The sequence below is a fragment of the Pseudomonas sp. NY8896 genome, assembly GCF_039634505.1.
In genome coordinates this window covers 740,254-759,344 of record NZ_CP132350.1, presented here as the reverse complement: position 1 = coordinate 759,344, position 19,091 = coordinate 740,254, and the positions used below count along the sequence as shown (strand labels likewise).

Annotated in this window: 16 protein-coding genes; 13 read left to right on the top strand and 3 right to left on the bottom strand. The window is 63.6% G+C overall.

All coding sequences use genetic code 11. The features are described from left to right. Nucleotides 1–50 precede the first annotated feature (50 nt). Complete coding sequence (locus tag Q9451_RS03315) at nt 51–935, bottom strand: ABC transporter substrate-binding protein (protein WP_012274220.1); 885 nt, start codon at nt 933–935, stop codon at nt 51–53. Between the two features lie 148 nt (nt 936–1,083). Between Q9451_RS03315 and Q9451_RS03310 the strand changes: the two genes are divergently transcribed. Continuing rightward, nucleotides 1,084–1,401, top strand: a complete 318-nt coding sequence (locus Q9451_RS03310) for a Rieske (2Fe-2S) protein (protein WP_012274221.1) — start codon at nt 1,084–1,086, stop codon at nt 1,399–1,401. Here the strand turns inward: Q9451_RS03310 and sfsA are convergent. After that, on the bottom strand, nt 1,391–2,104 hold the full coding sequence (gene sfsA / locus Q9451_RS03305; protein WP_012274222.1) for a DNA/RNA nuclease SfsA: 714 nt from the start codon (nt 2,102–2,104) through the stop codon (nt 1,391–1,393). The genes Q9451_RS03310 and sfsA overlap by 11 nt on opposite strands. Then, nucleotides 2,104–3,276 carry a pyridoxal phosphate-dependent aminotransferase gene (locus Q9451_RS03300; protein WP_012274223.1) on the bottom strand — a complete coding sequence of 391 codons (1,173 nt, stop codon included), beginning with the start codon at nt 3,274–3,276 and terminating at the stop codon, nt 2,104–2,106. Before Q9451_RS03300 ends, sfsA begins: the two co-directional genes overlap by 1 nt. A gap of 210 nt (nt 3,277–3,486) precedes the next feature. On the opposite strand from Q9451_RS03300, the gene dksA reads away from it, so the two are divergent. The 12 genes from dksA (at nt 3,487) to Q9451_RS03240 (ending at nt 19,036) form a co-directional block, all read left to right on the top strand. After that, complete coding sequence (gene dksA, locus Q9451_RS03295) at nt 3,487–3,930, top strand: RNA polymerase-binding protein DksA (RefSeq protein WP_012274224.1); 444 nt, start codon at nt 3,487–3,489, stop codon at nt 3,928–3,930. Nucleotides 3,931–3,993: 63 nt separating this feature from the next. Beyond that, the gene (gluQRS, locus tag Q9451_RS03290) at nt 3,994–4,881 is read left to right on the top strand and encodes a tRNA glutamyl-Q(34) synthetase GluQRS (RefSeq protein WP_012274225.1); all 888 of its coding nucleotides are present in this window, start codon (nt 3,994–3,996) and stop codon (nt 4,879–4,881) included. Between the two features lie 163 nt (nt 4,882–5,044). Beyond that, on the top strand, nt 5,045–5,221 hold the full coding sequence (locus Q9451_RS03285; RefSeq protein WP_003250005.1) for a hypothetical protein: 177 nt from the start codon (nt 5,045–5,047) through the stop codon (nt 5,219–5,221). Then, complete coding sequence (locus tag Q9451_RS03280) at nt 5,205–8,180, top strand: sensor histidine kinase (RefSeq protein ID WP_012274226.1); 2,976 nt, start codon at nt 5,205–5,207, stop codon at nt 8,178–8,180. Before Q9451_RS03285 ends, Q9451_RS03280 begins: the two co-directional genes overlap by 17 nt. Before the next feature lie 4 nt (nt 8,181–8,184). Continuing rightward, nucleotides 8,185–9,627, top strand: a complete 1,443-nt coding sequence (locus tag Q9451_RS03275) for a sigma-54 dependent transcriptional regulator (RefSeq protein ID WP_012274227.1) — start codon at nt 8,185–8,187, stop codon at nt 9,625–9,627. Between the two features lie 797 nt (nt 9,628–10,424). Continuing rightward, on the top strand, nt 10,425–11,813 hold the full coding sequence (locus tag Q9451_RS03270; RefSeq protein ID WP_012274228.1) for a polynucleotide adenylyltransferase PcnB: 1,389 nt from the start codon (nt 10,425–10,427) through the stop codon (nt 11,811–11,813). Next, nucleotides 11,810–12,289: a 2-amino-4-hydroxy-6-hydroxymethyldihydropteridine diphosphokinase gene (folK, locus tag Q9451_RS03265; RefSeq protein WP_012274229.1), complete on the top strand. Its 480-nt coding sequence runs from the start codon at nt 11,810–11,812 to the stop codon at nt 12,287–12,289. Before Q9451_RS03270 ends, folK begins: the two co-directional genes overlap by 4 nt. Before the next feature lie 262 nt (nt 12,290–12,551). Beyond that, a complete protein-coding gene (gene panB, locus Q9451_RS03260) occupies nt 12,552–13,352 on the top strand; it encodes a 3-methyl-2-oxobutanoate hydroxymethyltransferase (RefSeq protein ID WP_012274230.1) in 801 nt (266 codons plus the stop codon). Then, the gene (gene panC, locus Q9451_RS03255) at nt 13,349–14,212 is read left to right on the top strand and encodes a pantoate--beta-alanine ligase (RefSeq protein ID WP_012274231.1); all 864 of its coding nucleotides are present in this window, start codon (nt 13,349–13,351) and stop codon (nt 14,210–14,212) included. The genes panB and panC overlap by 4 nt, the downstream gene beginning before the upstream one ends. A gap of 177 nt (nt 14,213–14,389) precedes the next feature. Continuing rightward, entirely contained in the window at nt 14,390–16,054 is a 1,665-nt protein-coding gene (pgi, locus tag Q9451_RS03250) for a glucose-6-phosphate isomerase (protein ID WP_012274232.1), read from the top strand. A 135-nt stretch (nt 16,055–16,189) separates the two neighbouring features. Then, entirely contained in the window at nt 16,190–18,124 is a 1,935-nt protein-coding gene (gene acs, locus Q9451_RS03245) for an acetate--CoA ligase (RefSeq protein WP_012274233.1), read from the top strand. A 42-nt stretch (nt 18,125–18,166) separates the two neighbouring features. Next, nucleotides 18,167–19,036, top strand: coding sequence for an oxygenase MpaB family protein (locus Q9451_RS03240; protein ID WP_012274234.1), 870 nt, complete (start codon nt 18,167–18,169; stop codon nt 19,034–19,036). The last annotated feature ends 55 nt before the right edge of the window (nt 19,037–19,091 follow it).

Sequence of the window (19,091 nt, the reverse complement as noted above, 5' to 3'; positions counted from 1 at the left end):
GCACAGCAGGCTCAGGCTAATGAACAATGTACGTGGCTGGACCCGCTGTTTCATTGCGCAAAGCTAGCCTGGGCTGCCGGGTAGAAAGTGGCTGCCAGCGACTGCAAGGTCGCTGGCAGGCGAGGCCCGAGCCCGCCGACCAGCAGCGTCGGGTCCAGTGACACCAGGCGTTTCTCCCGCACCGCCCGCGAAGCGGCCAGCGCGGGGTTTTCTTTCAACAGCGCCTGCAAGGCCTGCTCATCGGCCAGCGCCCGGTCGGAAAACACGATCACATCCGGGTCCAGCGCCGCCAGTGCTTCGTTGGAGAAGTTCTTGTAGCCCTGGTGCTCTGCAAGGTTGCGCCCGCCAGCCTGGCCCAACAGCCAGTCACCCGCCGTGCCCTGCCCGGCAATCAGCGGCTTGGCGCCGGCATGGCCGACCAGCAACACCACCCCAGGCGCCTGTTGCCCGGCCTGGGCCTGCTTGACCTTGGCGTGCAACGCATCAAGCTGCTGGCGGTAGTCCGTCGCCAGCGTCGCAGCCTGCTGCTCTGCGCCGAGCAACTGCCCCAGATGCTTGAGGTTTTCGTCCACCGCCGCCAGCTCGGCCTTGCTGGAGAACAACTCGACCCGCACGCCCGCCTTGTGGATTTGCGCCAGTACCGGTGGCGGCCCCATTTCCTCGGTGCCCACCAGCACATCCGGGCGCAGGCTGAGAATGCCTTCGGCCGACAACTGACGCTGGTAACCCACGCTAGGCAGCGATTTCAACGAAGCCGGGTGCTGGCTGGTCGTGTCCACTCCGACCAGGCGGGCTTCACCGCCCAGCGCGGCTATCCACTCGCTCAGGGCGCCACCCGCGCTGACCCAGCGTTGCGGCAGTTCGGCCGCCAAGGCCTGGGTAGAAAGCACAAGGCTTGCGCATAAGGCGAGCAAAGCGGCGGGACGGCGCATCATCGGGTTCCTTCTGAAGGCGGGCCGCACGCCTTGTGGCGAGCGACGGAACTGCGCACCATAGACAGTCGGGCGCAGCGAATGCGGGCAATTTGATAATTATTCGCATTGAAGCGTCAAGCCATCACGTGTTTCACGAGTCGTCCTTGCCATGCATTTCCTTTGTAACTCCCACGGCCTGGCCGAAGGCCAAAGCCGCGCCTTCAGCGTAGACGGGCTCGAACTGTTCGGCGTGCGCCGCCAGGGCCAGGTTTACCTGTACCGCAACCGCTGTCCACACCGGGGCATCCCGCTGAACTGGGCAGAAGACGCGTTTCTGGACGACGGCGCCAGCCTCATCCACTGCGCCCATCATGGCGCGCTGTTCCTGATAGAAAGCGGCGAATGCGTGGCCGGCCCCTGTGAGGGTGATCAACTGCAGGCCCTGGGCTGCCTCGAAGACAGCCAGGGCATCTGGTTCAAGGGTTAAGCAGCACTGGCAAGCGGCGGTCGATGACGATGCCTTCGGCATCCAACCGGGTGCCGTAGGCCAGCACCTCCACCCCATCCGCCACAGCGGCACGCAGCGCCTGGGCATACGCCGCATCGATTTCCTCGGCCGGGCGCACGGCTTCTACATCGGTCAGGTTCACGCAATACAGCTGCACCGCCCGCACCCCCTGCCGCGCCAACTTCGCCAGCTCGCGCAAATGCTTGGCACCGCGCTGCGTCACCGCATCGGGAAAGGCTGCGACTGCAGTGTCGGGGTAGCCCAGGGTCACGCTCTTGACCTCGACATAAACCGGGGCCCCGTCGAACTCCAAACGAAAGTCGATGCGGCTGCCTTCCTCGCCATAGGCCACTTCACGCTTGAGCGCGGTAAAGCCGGCCAACTCGGCGATGGTGCCGGCCCGCAGCGCCTCTTCGACCAGCGCATTGGCCCGCCCAGTATTCACACAGGCCAGCCGCCCTTGTGGGGTTTCGCTGATCTCCCAGGTGCCCGGCAGCTTGCGCTTGGGGTCGTTGGAGCGGCTGAACCACACCAGCCCGCCTTCACGCATGCAGTTGAGCATGGAACCGGTGTTCGGGCAGTGGATGGTCATCTGCTCGCCGCTGGTCAGTTCGATATCGGCCAGAAAGCGCTTGTAGCGGCGCAGCAGGCGGCCCTGTTCAAGAGGGGGAAAGAAACGCATCAGCCTTGCCAGCTCCGCAGGCCACGGGCAATACGCTGCACCGCCTCTTCCAGGCGCGGCAGGCTCTGGGTGTAGGCAAAGCGCACATGGTGCCCGGCCAGGTGGCGGCCGAAGTCCAGGCCCGGCGTGAAGGCCAGGTGCTCGGTCTCCAGGAAGTGTCGGCAAAAGGCGAACGCGTCACCGCCAAATGCGCTGATGTCGGCATACAGGTAGAACGCGCCCTGCGGCTCGACGGCAATGCGGAAGCCCAGTTCGCGCAGGGCGGGCAGCAAATAGTCGCGACGGCGGGCGAACTCGGCGCGGCGCTCTTCGAAAATGGCCAGGGTTTCGGGCTGGAAGCACGCCAACGCGGCATGCTGGGCCATGCTCGGTGCACTGATGTACAGGTTTTGTGCCAGCTTCTCCAGGTCAGCCACCGCGCCGGGTGGGGCCACCAGCCAGCCAAGGCGCCAACCGGTCATGCCGAAATACTTGGAAAAACTATTCAGGACGAACGCCGAGTCGTCCACTTCCAACACGCTAGGTGCGTCCATGCCATAGGTGAGGCCATGGTAGATCTCGTCCACCACCAGGTGACCATGCCGCTCGTGGGTGGCTTTGGCAAGGCTGGCCAGCGCCTCGCGCCCCAGCACCGTACCGGTCGGGTTAGCCGGTGAAGCGACCAGCGCACCGACCGAGTCCTTGTCCCAGTAACGCTCGACCAGGTCAGCGGTCAGCTGGTAATTCACCTCCGGGCCCACCGGCACCAGCTGCGCCCCACCCTCTACCAGGCGCAGGAAGTGGCGATTGCACGGGTAACCCGGGTCGGCCAGCAGCCAGTGCTTGCCCGGGTCGACCAACAGGCTGCTGGCCAGAAGCAGCGCGCCAGAGCCACCTGGGGTAATGAGAATGCGCTCCGGATCGATACTCAGGCCATAGCGCTGGCCATAAAAGCCGGCAATCGCTTCGCGCAGTGCCGGCAGGCCGCGTGCGGCGGTGTAACGGGTGTGCCCGGCGGCCAGTGCGGCCTGGCCGGCGGCGACGATGGGCGCGGCGGTGGTGAAGTCCGGCTCGCCAATTTCCAGGTGGATCACGTCGTGCCCGGCCGCCTGCAGCTCGTTGGCCCGGGCCAGCAGCGCCATGACGTGGAAGGGTTCGATGGCGCGGCTGCGCGCACTGTAGGGGTGGGCCATGACCTTCTCTCAATTGGGTCTAAACTGGAGATTCTACCTCTGCACACCACCGAACGTGTGGCTTGCGCCGCTGTCAATTGCCAGTAACAGGCGGGGTAGCGCACCCCCGATCTATCTGGTAAGTTCGGCGGCTCGCAGTCGCAGGGCCGGCGGGTGCCGGAGATGGAGCAGCCTGCGCATTGGATCAGATGAGTGAGAGGCGGTCTATTCATGTCCACCGTAGAAAAGCAAAAAGCCCAGACCATGTACGGTGTCGAGCCCTACGTAGAAACCAAGGGTGAAGAGTACATGGGCGAGCCCATGAAAAAGCACTTCACCAAGCTTCTTGGCGCGTGGAAGCAAGAGCTGATGACCAGTGTGGACCGCACTGTGGACCACATGAAGGACGAAGCAGCCAACTTCCCCGACCCGGCCGACCGCGCCAGCCAGGAAGAAGAATTCGCCCTGGAGCTGCGTAATCGCGATCGCGAACGCAAGCTGATCAAGAAAATCGACAAGACCCTCGACAAGATCAAGGCCGATGAATACGGCTGGTGCGAATCGTGCGGTATCGAAATCGGCCTGCGCCGTCTGGAAGCCCGTCCTACCGCAGACCTGTGCTTCGACTGCAAGGAAATCGCCGAGAAAAAGGAAAAAACGGTCGGCAAAGGCTGATCTTTCTTCCACCTGAACGGGGCGCTTGATGCGCCCCGTTTCATTTATGTGCCCAGCCTGACCATGACCAACTCCAGCTACATCGGGCGCTTCGCCCCCACCCCCAGCGGCTTCCTGCATTTTGGCTCGCTGGTCGCCGCCCTCGCCTCCTGGCTCGATGCCCGCGCCGTCAATGGCCGCTGGCTGCTGCGCATGGAAGACACCGACCCACCCCGGGAAATGCCTGGCGCCCGTGATGCCATCCTGCAGACCCTGGAGCGTTATGGCCTGGAGTGGGATGGCGAAGTGGTGTTCCAGAGCCAGCGACACGATGCCTATGCCGCCGTGGTAGACCGCCTGTTCAACATGGGCCTGGCCTATGCCTGCATCTGCTCGCGCAAGCAGCTTGAAGGCTACAACGGCATCTACCCCGGCTTGTGCCGCAATGCCGGGCATGCCCGTGAAGGCGCGGCAATCCGCTTACGGGTGCCGGAACTGATCTACCGCTTCACCGATCGGGTGCAGGGTGAGTACCAGCAGCACCTGGGCCGTGAGGTGGGCGATTTCGTCATCCAGCGCCGTGACGGGCTGTATGCGTACCAACTGGCGGTGGTGCTGGACGATGCCTGGCAGGGTGTTACCGACATCGTGCGCGGCGCCGACCTGCTCGACAACACCCCGCGCCAGCTGTACCTGCAAGAGCTGCTGGGCTTCTCGCAGCCGCGTTACCTGCACATTCCGCTGATCGTGCAGCCTGACGGGCACAAGCTGGGCAAGTCCTACCGTTCGCCTCCGCTGCAGGTGGAGCATGCAACGCCGTTGTTGCTGCGAGCCTTGCGGGCACTGGGGCAGGACACCGACCCGGAGCTGCTGGTGGCAACGCCGGCTGAGGTACTGGCGGTAGCCCGTAAACAGTGGCGGCCAGAGGCGATTGCGCAGAAGACTACGGTGCCAGAGGCTGATTTGCGCTGAGGTTCTACCAGCCCCTTCGCGGGCACGGGCAAACCATCTCTCGAAAACAAAAGCCCAATGAATTCAAAATCTTGGCGAACACTGTGGATTCCCGCTAGCATCCCCCCCGCCATTTGCGCCAATAATAAGTCCAAGCCCGCAGCGCCCAACCATCGAGGCCAGCATGTACATCTATCGTTTGGTCCTGCTTCTGGTCGTGGGGATCTACCTGTTCTCCCCGGCCATCATGGACTGGTGGATCGAGCCGACCGGAGCCTGGTACCGCCCCTACCTGCTCTGGCTGATCCTGATCGTCGTCACCTTCATCCTGCAGAGCCAACGAGATGCCGATGAGCTTTAGCCTGACCCAGATGATCCTGATCAGCGCCGGGTACCTCATGGTGCTGTTCGGCGTGGCCTGGATCAGCGAGCGCGGGTTGATCCCGCGCTCGATCATTCGCCACCCGCTTACCTACACCCTGTCGCTGGGCGTGTACGCCAGTGCCTGGGCCTTTTATGGCTCGGTGGGCCTGGCCTACCAGTATGGCTACGGCTTCCTCGCCTGTTACCTGGGGGTGTCCGGCGCCTTCCTGCTGGCACCGGTGCTGCTCTACCCGATCCTCAAGATCACCCGCACCTACCAGCTGTCATCGCTGGCCGACCTGCTGGCGTTCCGCTTCCGCAGCACCTGGGCCGGGGCATTGACCACCATCATCATGCTCATCGGTGTGCTGCCGTTGCTGGCTCTGCAGATCCAGGCGGTGGCCGATTCGATCAGCATCCTTACCGGTGAGCCGGTCAAGGCCCGGGTAGCGTTTGCCTTCTGTACGCTGATCATCCTGTTCACCATTTTCTTCGGCTCGCGGCACATTGCCACGCGTGAGAAACATGAAGGGCTGGTTTTCGCCATCGCCTTCGAGTCGGTGATCAAGCTGCTGGCCCTGGGCGGTATCGGCCTGTACGCCTTGTATGGCGTATTCGGCGGCCCGCATGAGCTGGAAGTCTGGCTGCTACAGAACCAGACCGCCCTTGCCGCCCTGCACACCCCGCTGCAGGAAGGCCCATGGCGCACCCTGCTGCTGGTGTTCTTCGCCTCGGCCATCGTCATGCCGCACATGTACCACATGGCCTTCACCGAAAACCTCAACCCGCGCTCGCTGGTCAGCGCCAGCTGGGGCCTGCCGCTGTTCCTGCTGCTGATGAGCCTGGCCGTACCGCTGGTGCTGTGGGCCGGCCTGCGCCTGGGCGCTAGCACCAACCCCGAGTACTTCACCCTGGGCCTGGGGATTGCCGCCAACAACCAGGCATTGGCACTGCTGGCCTACATTGGCGGCCTGTCGGCGGCCAGCGGCCTGATCATCGTCACCACCCTGGCGCTGTCGGGCATGGCCCTGAACCACCTGGTGCTGCCGCTGTACCAACCCCCGGCCGAGGGCAACATCTACCGCTGGCTGAAGTGGACCCGACGGGCACTGATCGTCGCCATCATCACCGCCGGCTTCATGTTCTACCTGACCCAGAACAACCACCAGAGCCTGGCCAACCTGGGCATCGTCGCCTTCGTCGCCACCTTGCAGTTTTTGCCTGGCGTGCTGTCGGTACTGTACTGGCCGACCGCCAACCGCCGCGGCTTCATCGCCGGGCTGCTGGCCGGCACCTTGGTGTGGATGGTGACCATGCTGCTGCCGCTGCTGGGCAACCTGCAGGGTTTCTACATTCCGTTGCTGGACATGATCTATGTGCTGGACGACACCAGCTGGCACATGGCGGCAATCGCCTCGCTGGCGGCAAACGTGCTGTTGTTCACCCTGATCTCGCTGTTCACCAACGCCAGCAACGAAGAGGTCAGTGCGGCCGAAGCCTGCGCGGTGGACAACGTGCGCCGCCCGCAACGCCGCGAGCTGCACGCCGCCTCGCCCCAGGAGTTCGCCACTCAGCTGGCCAAACCGCTGGGGGCCAAGGCCGCACAAAAGGAAGTGGAGCAAGCCCTGCGCGACCTCTACCTGCCGTTCGACGAGCGCCGCCCCTATGCCCTGCGCCGCCTGCGCGACCGCATCGAGGCCAACCTGTCCGGCCTGATGGGGCCAAGCGTGGCCCAGGACATGGTCGAGACGTTCCTGCCGTACAAGTCCGGTAACGAAAACTACGTGACCGAAGACATCCACTTCATCGAAAGCCGCCTGGAAGACTACCACTCGCGTCTGACCGGCCTGGCCGCCGAGCTCGATGCCCTGCGCCGCTACCACCGCCAAACCCTGCAGGAGCTGCCCATGGGCGTCTGCTCGCTGGCCAAGGACCAGGAAATCCTGATGTGGAACAAGGCCATGGAAGAGCTTACCGGCATTGCCGCCAAGCATGTGGTCGGTTCGCGCCTGCTCACCATAGACGAGCCTTGGCGCGGCCTGCTGCAAGGGTTCATCGACGTGCCCGACGAGCACCTGCACAAGCAGCGCCTGGCGCTGGACGGCCAGCCGCGCTGGCTGAACCTGCACAAGGCGGCCATCGACGAGCCGTTGGCCCCCGGTAACAGTGGCCTGGTGCTGCTGGTGGAAGACCTGACCGAGACCCAGGCACTGGAGGACAAGCTGGTGCACTCCGAGCGCCTGGCCAGTATCGGCCGCCTGGCCGCCGGCGTGGCCCACGAAATCGGCAACCCGATCACTGGCATCGCTTGCCTGGCGCAGAACCTGCGTGAAGAACGCGAAGGCGATGGCGAAATCATCGAGCTGTCCAGCCAGATCCTCGACCAGACCAAGCGCGTGTCGCGCATCGTCCAGTCGTTGATGAGCTTCGCCCATGCCGGTGGCAGCCACCAGAACAGCGAGGAACCCGTGTGCCTGGCCGAAGTGGCACAGGATGCCATCGGTCTGCTGGCGTTGAACCGGCGCAATTTCGAAGTACAGTTCTTCAACCTCTGCGACCCAGACCACTGGGCCGAAGGGGACCCGCAGCGCCTGGCCCAGGTGCTGATCAACCTGCTCTCCAACGCCCGCGACGCCTCGCCCGCCGGCAGTGCCGTGCGCGTGCGTAGCGAGACCAGTGAGCACACCGTCGACCTGATCGTCGAAGACGAGGGCAGCGGGATTCCGAAGAACATCCAGGACCGCCTGTTCGAACCCTTCTTCACCACCAAGGACCCGGGCGAAGGAACCGGACTGGGGCTCGCTCTGGTCTATTCCATCGTGGAAGAGCATTATGGGCAAATCACCATCGACAGCCCGGCCGATATCGAACGGCAACGTGGCACCCGGATCCGCGTGACCCTGCCCCGGCATGTCGTAGCGACGTCCCCTGAAATTCGAGACCGTCGAGAGAATTGAATCAATGCCGCACATTCTGATCGTCGAAGACGAAACCATCATCCGCTCGGCCCTGCGTCGCCTGCTTGAGCGGAACCAGTACCAGGTCAGCGAAGCCGGCTCGGTGCAGGAAGCCCAGGAACGCTTCAGCATTGCCACCTTCGACCTCATCGTCAGTGACCTGCGCTTGCCAGGCGCTCCCGGCACCGAGCTGATCAAGCTCGGCCAGGGCACCCCGGTGCTGATCATGACCAGTTACGCCAGCCTGCGCTCGGCGGTGGACTCGATGAAAATGGGCGCGGTGGACTACATCGCCAAGCCCTTCGACCATGACGAGATGCTGCAAGCGGTGGCGCGCATCCTGCGTGACCGGCAAAACGCCCCGGCCGCCGCACCCGCTGCCGAGCCACGCGCCAGCAATGGCAAGGCTGCCCCAGCCGATAAAAGCAGCGCGGCAGCGGCCAATGGCGAAATCGGCATCATCGGCTCGTGCCCGCCCATGCAGGACATGTACAGCAAGATCCGCAAGGTCGCACCCACCGACTCCAATGTGCTTATCCAGGGTGAGTCGGGCACGGGTAAAGAGCTGGTGGCCCGCGCCCTGCACAACCTGTCGCGCCGGGCCAAGGCGCCGATGATTTCAGTGAACTGCGCGGCCATCCCCGAGACACTGATCGAGTCCGAACTGTTCGGCCACGAAAAAGGCGCGTTCACCGGTGCCAGCGCCGGGCGCGCCGGCCTGGTGGAAGCCGCCGATGGCGGTACGCTGTTCCTCGATGAAATCGGCGAGCTGCCGCTGGAAGCCCAGGCTCGCCTGTTGCGCGTGCTGCAGGAAGGAGAGATTCGCCGGGTGGGTTCGGTACAGTCGCAAAAGGTGGATGTGCGCCTGATCGCCGCGACCCACCGCGACCTGAAGAACCTGGCCAAGGCCGGCCAGTTCCGTGAAGACCTCTATTACCGCCTGCACGTGATCGCCCTGAAGCTGCCGGCCCTGCGCGAGCGCGGCAGCGACGTCAACGAGATCGCCAGCGCCTTCCTCGCTCGCCAGAGTGCGCGCATCGGCCGCGACGACCTGCACTTCTCGGCCGAAGCCGAGCAGGCCATTCGACACTACAGCTGGCCGGGTAACGTGCGCGAGCTGGAAAACGCCGTGGAGCGCGCGGTGATTCTCAGCGAGAGCGCAGAGATTTCCGCCGACCTGCTGGGTATCGACATCGAGCTGAGCGACCTGGAAGAAGACGACATCCTCGACAACGCCCTGGTGGTGGCCAGTGCGGCCAGTGCCAGCCACGAGCCGACCGAGGACCTGTCGCTGGAAGACTACTTCCAGCACTTCGTGCTCGAACACCAGGACCACATGACCGAGACCGAACTGGCACGCAAGCTGGGCGTCAGCCGCAAGTGCCTGTGGGAACGCCGTCAGCGCCTGGGCATCCCGCGGCGCAAAAGCAACGCTACCAGCGAATAACCAGCCTGCGCACGGTACGCCGCAGCAATTGCGGCGCCTATGCGATCGAGCGCCGCGCGGGCGGCGGTCGATCGCATAGGCCCTGAACGGGCCATGGCGAGCACACCTGGCTTCAAAGCCCCCCGGTAACACATCAGTTCCCGCAAAAATCTGTTACCCAACCTTTCCGCCGTAACAGTTCCCGAGGCGTACGGTAACGAAATTTCGACATTTTCGGCGTCACGAAAATCACCAGAACACCTCAACCCCTTGATTTTGCTAGGTTTCAAAAAGTTGGCACGGCACCTGCTATATGCTTAGTACAAAAACAATAACAAGCACTGCAACCTACAATAAGAACAAGACGAAACGGCTCACGCACAATAAAAACAAGACGGCGGAGGCGCAGCTAACTGATTCTTTTGGAGAGGATGCGTGTTTGGGGCTTGCCCCACGACCAGGCAGAGAACAACAAAAACTGCACTAAAAAGCAGCGCCTGAACTGGTTGGATCGACAGATCAACGTGACATCAGCGGCCAAAGCAATCCGTTTGCTCTTAACCCCTGGTTTAGGGGTCGTCCACAAGCTTCGAGATTTGTGGACAGGGCGCTCAACAAAAACAAGAAGCCCAGCAAAAAAAACAATAAGAGCACGCAACGACTTCTTGGGGAGCTTAGGCTCCCCTTGTCGTTTCTACCCTTCTGGCAGGCATCCTGCCACCCGCCTACACCATTCCTCGAGTAAATGCTAGAATCCCCGCCCATCATGCGGCCATTCTCCTATTCTTGGCCGAACATTCCTTCACACAGTGCATCCCATGCTGAAGAAGCTGTTCCAGTCTTTCCGCCCGCCCGTACCGGGCCCGCACCACAGGCGCACCACGCCTGAGGTGATCAACAAGAGCCAGCACTCGCTGCAGCGCCACCAGTTCAGCCGCCATGCGGTGAACATCGTGGAGCGCCTGCAAAGCGCCGGCTACCAGGCTTACCTGGTCGGTGGCTGTGTCCGCGACCTGATGCTGGGCATCACGCCGAAGGACTTCGACGTCGCCACCAGCGCCACCCCCGAACAGGTTCGTGCCGAGTTCCGCAACGCGCGCATCATTGGTCGCCGCTTCAAGCTGGTCCACGTGCATTTCGGCCGTGAGATCATTGAAGTCGCCACCTTCCGCGCCCACCACTCGGAAGACGACCAGGGCGACGCCCACCGTTCGTCGCATAACGCCAGTGGTCGCATCTTGCGAGACAACGTGTACGGCACCCTGGAAGAGGACGCGCAACGCCGCGACTTCACCATCAACGCCCTGTACTACGACCCGGTCAGCGAGCGCATTCTCGATTACGCCAACGGTGTGCACGATGTGCGCAATCGCCTGCTGCGGCTGATTGGCGACCCGACCCACCGTTACCAGGAAGACCCGGTGCGCATGCTGCGTGCGGTGCGCTTTGCCGCCAAGCTCGACTTTGGCATCGAAAAGCACACCTTCCAGCCGATCCGCGGCCTGGCCCCGATGCTGCGCGAGATTCCGCCCGCGCGCCTGTTCGAAGAGTGCCTCAAGCTGTTCCTCAGCGGCCAAGGTGCTATCGCCTTCGAAATGCTGGTCGACCTGGAGTTGTTCGAGCCGCTGTTCCCTGCCAGCGCCCATGCCCTGGACGAGCGCCCAACCTACACCCACACGTTGATCAGCCAGGCGCTGAACAACACCGACCTGCGCGTGAAGCAGGGCAAACCGGTGACGCCGGCCTTCCTGTTCGCTGCACTGCTGTGGCCAGCCCTGCCAGCCCGCGTGCTGCACCTGCAGAACCAGGGTGTGCCGCCGATCCCGGCCATGAACGGTGCGGCTCACGACCTGATCGCCGAGCAATGCGCGCGCATCGCCATTCCCAAGCGTTTTACCCTGCCGATCCGCGAGATCTGGGACATGCAGGAGCGCCTGCCACGCCGCAGCGGCAAGCGCGCCGACATGCTGCTGGACAACCCGCGCTTCCGCGCCGGTTACGACTTCCTGCTGTTGCGCGAAAGCGCTGGGGAAGAAACCGACGACCTCGGCCAGTGGTGGACCGATTACCAGGATGCCAACGACAGCGAGCGCCGCGAAATGATCCGCGAGCTGGGCAACCGTGACGAAGGCACCGGCGCCGGCCCACGCAAACGCAAGCGCAGCGGCAGCAAACGCAAACGCGGTGGCGACGAGGCGTTCGAGTGACCATTCGCGCCTATGTAGGCCTGGGCAGCAACCTGGACGCACCTGCCGAGCAGTTGCGTAGCGCCTTGCAGGCGCTCGACCAGGTCGAGGCCACACGCCTGGTAGCGGCCTCGGCACTCTACACCAGCGACTCGCTGCTGCCTGGCCAGCCGCGCTATACCAACGCCGTGGCCGCGCTGGACACAACCTTGGCGCCATTGGCCCTGCTCGATGCCCTGCAGGCCATCGAGAACGACCAGGGTCGCGTGCGCAAGGAACGCTGGGGCCCGCGCACGCTGGACCTGGACATTCTGCTGTTCGGCGACCAGGTACTCGACGAGCCACGCCTGAAAGTGCCGCATTACCACATGCATGCCCGCCCCTTCGTGCTGTACCCGCTGGCCGAACTGGTACCAGGCGATTTCCGCCTGGCCGATGGCCGCGCGCTCGCACAACTGCTCGACGGCTGCCCGTTCGTCGGCCTGGAACGCCTGTAAACCGGGCGTTCCAGCCTGCCGCCCAGCAGCGGTAACGCCAGTAACACCCTGATCGTAACAATGCGGTAACAGGGTGATTGACTTCCCTTACCTCGCTCACGACTATAGGCGTCCCGTGTGGCACCAAAGTGCCGCATACCCGTATTTAGGCCCGGACGGACCTGTACCCGAACATCACACGCGATGATGTGCCGCTCCGGAAGATGACTACACGCGTTGAATGCAGTCGTTTTTTACAGCGCCTGAACGAGGAATTTCCTACATGCCTGAAGTAACCCTTACCACCCTCAATGGCCTCAAGGCCAAGGGTGAAAAAATCACCATGCTGACTTGCTACGACGCGACCTTCGCCAAGGCCGCCAGCCAGGCCGGCGTTGAAGTGTTGCTGGTGGGCGACTCACTGGGGATGGTCCTGCAGGGCCACGACAGCACCTTGCCGGTAACCACGGCAGACATGGCCTACCACACCGCCTGCGTCAAACGCGGCAACGACGGTGCGCTGATCCTCGCCGACCTGCCTTTCATGGCGCACGCTACCCCGGAGCAGGCTTTTGCCAACAGCGCCACGCTGATGCAAGCCGGCGCCCACATGATCAAGATCGAAGGCGCAGCCTGGCTTGCCGAAACCATCCGCCTGCTGGCCGAGCGTGGCGTGCCGGTGTGCGCACACATGGGCCTGACCCCGCAAACCGTCAATGTGCTGGGCGGCTACAAAGTGCAAGGCCGCCAGGAAGCCCAGGCCCGGCAGATGCGCGCCGACGCGATTGCCCTGGAGCAGGCCGGTGCGGCCATGCTGCTGCTCGAATGCGTACCCAGCGAACTGGCGGCGGAAATCACCAACGCCGTGGGTATTCCCGTAATCGGTATTGGCGCGGGCAGCGCCACCGATGGCCAGGTACTGGTGCTGCACGACATGCTCGGCTTGTCGCTGAGTGGCCGGGTACCGAAGTTCGTGAAAAACTTCATGCAAGGCCAGCCAGATATCCACAGCGCCCTCGTCGCTTATGTCGAGGCCGTCAAGCAAGTCAGCTTCCCAGGCAGCGAACACGGGTTCAGTGCATGAATACAGTCAAGACCGTCCGCGAACTGCGCGCGGCAGTAGCCCGCGCCCGCGGTGAAGGCAAACGTATCGGCTTCGTGCCGACCATGGGCAACCTGCACAGCGGCCACGCGGCGCTGGTGACCAAGGCCGCGCAGCGCGCCGATTTTGTGGTCGCCAGCATCTTCGTCAACCCGCTGCAGTTCGGCGCCAACGAAGACCTCGACAAGTACCCGCGCACTTTGGCCGCCGACCAGGAGCGCCTGCTGCAGGCCGGCTGCAACCTGCTGTTCGCGCCCGCCGTGGAAGAGATGTACCCCGACGGCATGAGCGTGCAAACCCGCGTCAGCGTGCCCCAACTTTCCGAAGGCCTGTGCGGCGCCAGCCGACCAGGGCATTTCGAAGGCGTGGCCACGGTAGTCAGCAAACTGTTCAACATGGTTCAGCCAGACCTTGCCGTGTTCGGCGAGAAGGACTTCCAGCAGCTGGCGGTGATCCGCGCCATGGTGCGCGACCTGAACATGCCGATCCAGATCATCGGCGAACCCACCGTGCGTGCCGACGATGGCCTGGCGCTGTCGTCGCGCAATGGCTACCTCACGCCTGAGCAGCGTACTGCCGCGCCAGCGCTTTACCGCACGTTGCAGCACATTGCAGCGGGCATCGGCCGTGGCCAGCGCGACTTTGCCGCGCTGGTCGCAGAAGGCCAGGCGCAACTGAGCGCTGCGGGTTTCCGGCCGGATTACCTGGAAGTGCGCCATGCCGTGAGCCTGCGCCCGGCACTGATCGACGATCGAGACCTGGTGGTGATCGCGGCGGCGTACCTGGGTAACACGCGGTTGATCGACAACCTGTACCTGCATCTGGAAGAAAAGACTGCGTAACGGCATTGGGCTGCTTTGCAGCCCATTCGCGGGCAAGCCCGCTCCCACGGGCGCCCTCCAAATTCCCCCGCCATACCCATTCCCTGCAAGTGGCCTTTGCCTATAATGATGCCAGCCTGAACCCGGCAATAACTGCCGTGTCCAAGGCCTCACCACGCACCAAGGGAACCCCGCGCAATGGCGTATTACCGTACACCCCACGATGTGACGGCCCTGCCCGCCTGGCAGGCGCTTCAGCAACACCGCGACGCCATGCAAGGCTTCAGCATGCGCGAAGCCTTCGCCGCCGATGCCCAACGCTTCGACCAGTTCTCCCTGAGCTGCTGCGGCCTGTTCCTCGACTACTCGAAAAACCTGATCACCGAACAAAGCCGCGACCTGCTGGTGAACCTGGCCAACGAAGTGGGCCTGCAGGACGCCATCAAATCGATGTTCGCCGGCGAAATCATCAATGCCTCCGAAGGCCGCCCGGTGCTGCACACCGCCCTGCGACGGCCCGTAGGCGACAAGCTCAGCGTCAACGGCGTGAACGTCATGCCGGAAGTGCACAAGGTACTCAACCAGATCACCGAACTGGTCGGGCGCATCCACGACGGCCTGTGGCGCGGCTACAGCGAAAAACCGATCACCGACGTGGTCAATATCGGTATCGGCGGCTCGTTCCTCGGCCCCGAGCTGGTCTCCGAAGCGCTGCTGCCCTACGCCCAGCGCGGCGTGCGCTGCCATTACCTGGCCAATATCGACGGCAGTGAATTCCACGAGCTCTCGGCCAACCTGCGCGCCGAAACCACCCTGTTCATCGTCTCGTCAAAGTCGTTCAACACCCTCGAGACCCTGAAAAACGCCATGGCCGCGCGTACCTGGTACCTGGCCCAGGGCGGCTCGGAAGCCGAGCTGTACCGCCACTTCATCGCGGTTTCCAGCAACAAGGCCGCTGCGGTGGCGTTCGGTATCCGCGAAGAGAACATCTTCCCGATGTGGGACTGGGTAGGCGGGCGCTACTCGCTGTGGTCGGCCATCGGCCTGCCGATCGCCCTGGCCATCGGCACGGCCAACTTCAAGGAACTGCTGTCCGGTGCCTACACCATGGACCAGCACTTCCAGACCGCCCCCTTCGACAAGAACATGCCGGTGCTACTGGCCTTGCTAGGTGTGTGGTACGGCAACTTCTGGGGCGCGAACAGCCACGCGATCCTGCCGTACGACCACTACCTGCGCAACATCACCAAGCACCTTCAGCAGTTGGACATGGAGTCCAACGGCAAGAGCGTGCTGCAGGACGGCACCCCGGTGAAGACCGACACCGGCCCGGTTATCTGGGGTGGCGTGGGCTGTAACGGCCAGCACGCCTACCACCAGTTGCTGCACCAGGGCACCCAGCTGATTCCGGCCGACTTCATCGTGCCGGTCGTGAGCTTCAACCCGGTGGCCGACCATCACCAGTGGCTGTATGCCAACTGCCTGTCGCAAAGCCAGGCGCTGATGCTGGGTAAAACCCGTGAGGAGGCTGAAGCCGAGCTGCGCGGCAAAGGCCTGAACGAAGCGGATATCGAGAAGCTCGCACCGCACAAGGTGATCCCGGGTAATCGCCCGAGCAACACCCTGGTGGTCGAACGTATCAGCCCTCGCCGCCTGGGCGCTCTGGTGGCGATGTACGAGCACAAGGTGTTCGTGCAGAGCGTGATCTGGGGTATCAATGCCTTCGACCAGTGGGGCGTTGAGCTGGGCAAGGAGCTGGGCAAGGGCGTTTACCAGCGCTTGGTCGGCAGCCTGGAAGAAAGCGCCGAAGATGGCTCCACCCAAGGGCTGATCAACTACTTCCGCGGCCGCCACCGCGGGTGATCTAAAGCCTGTACGCACCTCTTCGCGGGCAATCCCGCGAAGAGGCCTGCAAGGTTGAACACCTCTCCCAGCTACACTGTCCTATCGAATAGCCGTTGCAGTCCATCGCCCCTTACAAGAGCAGGACCACCCGCCATGTTCGATATCCGCAACTATCCCCAGGCTCTGGCCGTCAGCCAATCCGCCACCCCCACCCCCGACGAATACCATCGCCTGTACCGCCAGTCGGTCGACGATCCTGACACCTTCTGGGCCGAGCAGGCCAAACGCCTGGACTGGATCAAGCCCTGGTCGAGCGTGCAGCAATGCGACCTGAATACCGGCAAGGCCCGCTGGTTCGACGGTGCACAGCTCAACGTCAGCTATAACTGCATCGACCGCCATCTAGCCCAGCGCGGCGAGCAGACGGCCCTGCTGTGGGAAGGTGACGACCCAAAAGACTCCAAGGCCATCACTTACCGCGAGCTGCACCGCCAGGTCTGCCGCCTGGCCAATGCAATGAAGGCGCGCGGGGTCAAGAAAGGCGACCGGGTGTGCATCTACATGCCGATGATCCCCGAAGCCGCCTTCGCCATGCTCGCCTGCACCCGCATCGGGGCCATACATTCGGTAGTGTTCGGCGGTTTTTCCCCCGACGCCCTGCGCGACCGCATCCTCGACGCCGACTGCCGCACCGTGATCACCGCCGATGAGGGCGTGCGTGGCGGCAAGCGTGTCCCGCTGAAACAGAACGTCGACAAGGCCTTGGCCAGCTGCCCAGCGGTCAGCAGCGTGTTGGTGGTGCGCCGCACCGGCGGCGATGTCGCCTGGGCCGAAGGCCGCGACCTCTGGTACCACGAAGTAACGGAAAAGGCCGGCGACGACTGCCCCCCCGAGCCGATGGCGGCCGAAGACCCCCTGTTCATCCTCTATACCTCCGGCAGCACCGGCAAACCAAAAGGCGTGCTGCACACCACCGGCGGCTACCTGCTGCAAGCGACAATGACCTTCAAGGTAGTGTTCGACTACCGTGACGGCGAGGTTTTCTGGTGCACTGCCGATGTCGGCTGGGTTACCGGCCACAGCTACATCGTCTATGGCCCGCTGGCCAATGGCGCCATCTCGCTGATGTTCGAAGGCGTACCCAACTACCCGGACACTTCACGCTTCTGGCAGGTGGTGGACAAGCACCAGGTAAACATTTTCTACACCGCCCCGACCGCCCTGCGCGCATTGATGCGCGAGGGCTCCGCGCCGCTGCAGGGCACCTCGCGCAAGAGCCTGCGCTTGTTGGGCAGCGTCGGCGAGCCGATCAACCCTGAAGCCTGGGAATGGTATTTCGAGGCGGTCGGGCAGAAGCGCTGCCCCATTGTCGATACCTGGTGGCAGACCGAAACCGGCGGCATCATGCTCACCCCGCTGCCCGGCTCGCAGGCACTCAAACCCGGTTGCGCCACACAGCCCATGTTTGGCGTGCAACCGGCGCTACTGGACGAAAAAGGCAAACTGATCGAAGGCCCCGGCGCTGGCCTTCTGGTCATCAAGGCCAGCTGGCCCGGGCAGATCCGTAGCGTCTATGGCGACCATCAGCGCATGGTCGACACCTACTTCAAACCCATGCCCGGCTACTACTTCACCGGCGACGGTGCCCGCCGCGACGCCGATGGCGACTACTGGATCACCGGGCGCATCGACGATGTGATCAACGTGTCCGGGCACCGCATAGGCACCGCCGAAGTAGAAAGCGCACTGGTGCTGCATGACAGCGTCGCCGAGGCAGCCGTGGTCGGTTACCCCCACGACCTCAAGGGCCAGGGCGTCTACGCCTTCGTCACGACCATGAATGGCGTGACGCCAGACGACACGCTAAAGGCCGAGCTGCTGGCACTGGTAAGCAAGGAAATCGGCAGTTTCGCCAAACCCGAGCTGATTCAGTGGGCGCCGGCGCTACCCAAGACGCGCTCAGGCAAGATCATGCGGCGTATACTGCGCAAAATCGCCTGCAACGAGCTGGACAACCTGGGCGATACCTCGACCCTTGCCGACCCCAGCGTGGTACAGGGCCTGATCGACAAACGCCTTAACCAGTAACCGGCGGCCGCTGTTCATGGCCGCCCCGCACCGCAGGTCGCCATGGAAGCCCTTCGTCGCCGTATCGAAACCCAGGTCATGAGCCTCACCGGGCTGGCCCTCGGCCAGCTCGACCTGGAATCGCCCAAGGGCGACCCTGGCCTGTTCGGCCCGCACAGCATCAGCTGGCGGGTGCATGGCGACTTCCCGAGCATGCTGGTCGGCGGCATCAGCGCCCTGATGCTGCAGCTGTTGCATCCGTTGGCCCTGGCCGGCGTGTGGGACCACTCCAATTTCCGCGAAGACCTGCTCGGCCGCCTGCGCCGCACCAGCCAGTTCATTTCCGGCACCACGTTCGGCGCCACGGGCGACGCCGAATGGCTGATCGACAAAGTGCGCACCATTCACCTGCAAGTTACCGGCACCGCGCCGGACGGCCGCCCCTATGCGGCCAGCGACCCGGACCTGCTGACCTGGGTGCATGTGGCGGAGGTCAGCAGTTTCCTCGCCGCTCATCTGCGTTACCGCAACCCGCAGCTGCCGCGCACCGAGCAGGATGCCTATTACAACGAAATCGCCCTGATCGCCGAGCGCCTTGGCGCCCGTGACGTGCCGCGTTCGTGCCAACAGGTGGAAGACTATCTGCAACGCATGCACCCCCAGCTGCACTGCGATGCGCGCAGCCATGAAGTGATACGAATCCTGCTCGATGCCCCTGCCCCCAGCCGCCTGGCACAGCCGGTGGGCAAGCTGATGCTGCACGCCGGTATCGACCTGCTACCGGGCTGGGCACAGGCCATGCTCGGCCTGCAACATGGGCCTTTGCAGCAGCGCCTGATTCGCCTGGGCCTCAGGCGCACAGCGCCAGTACTGCGCTGGGCAATGCGCGACGGCTCGGCGCACCGGGCCAAACGGCGCATGGGCATTGAGTGAGGTCAAATGGTCGCCCCTGCGGAACTGATTTAACGTGCCATACTCCAAGCACTCC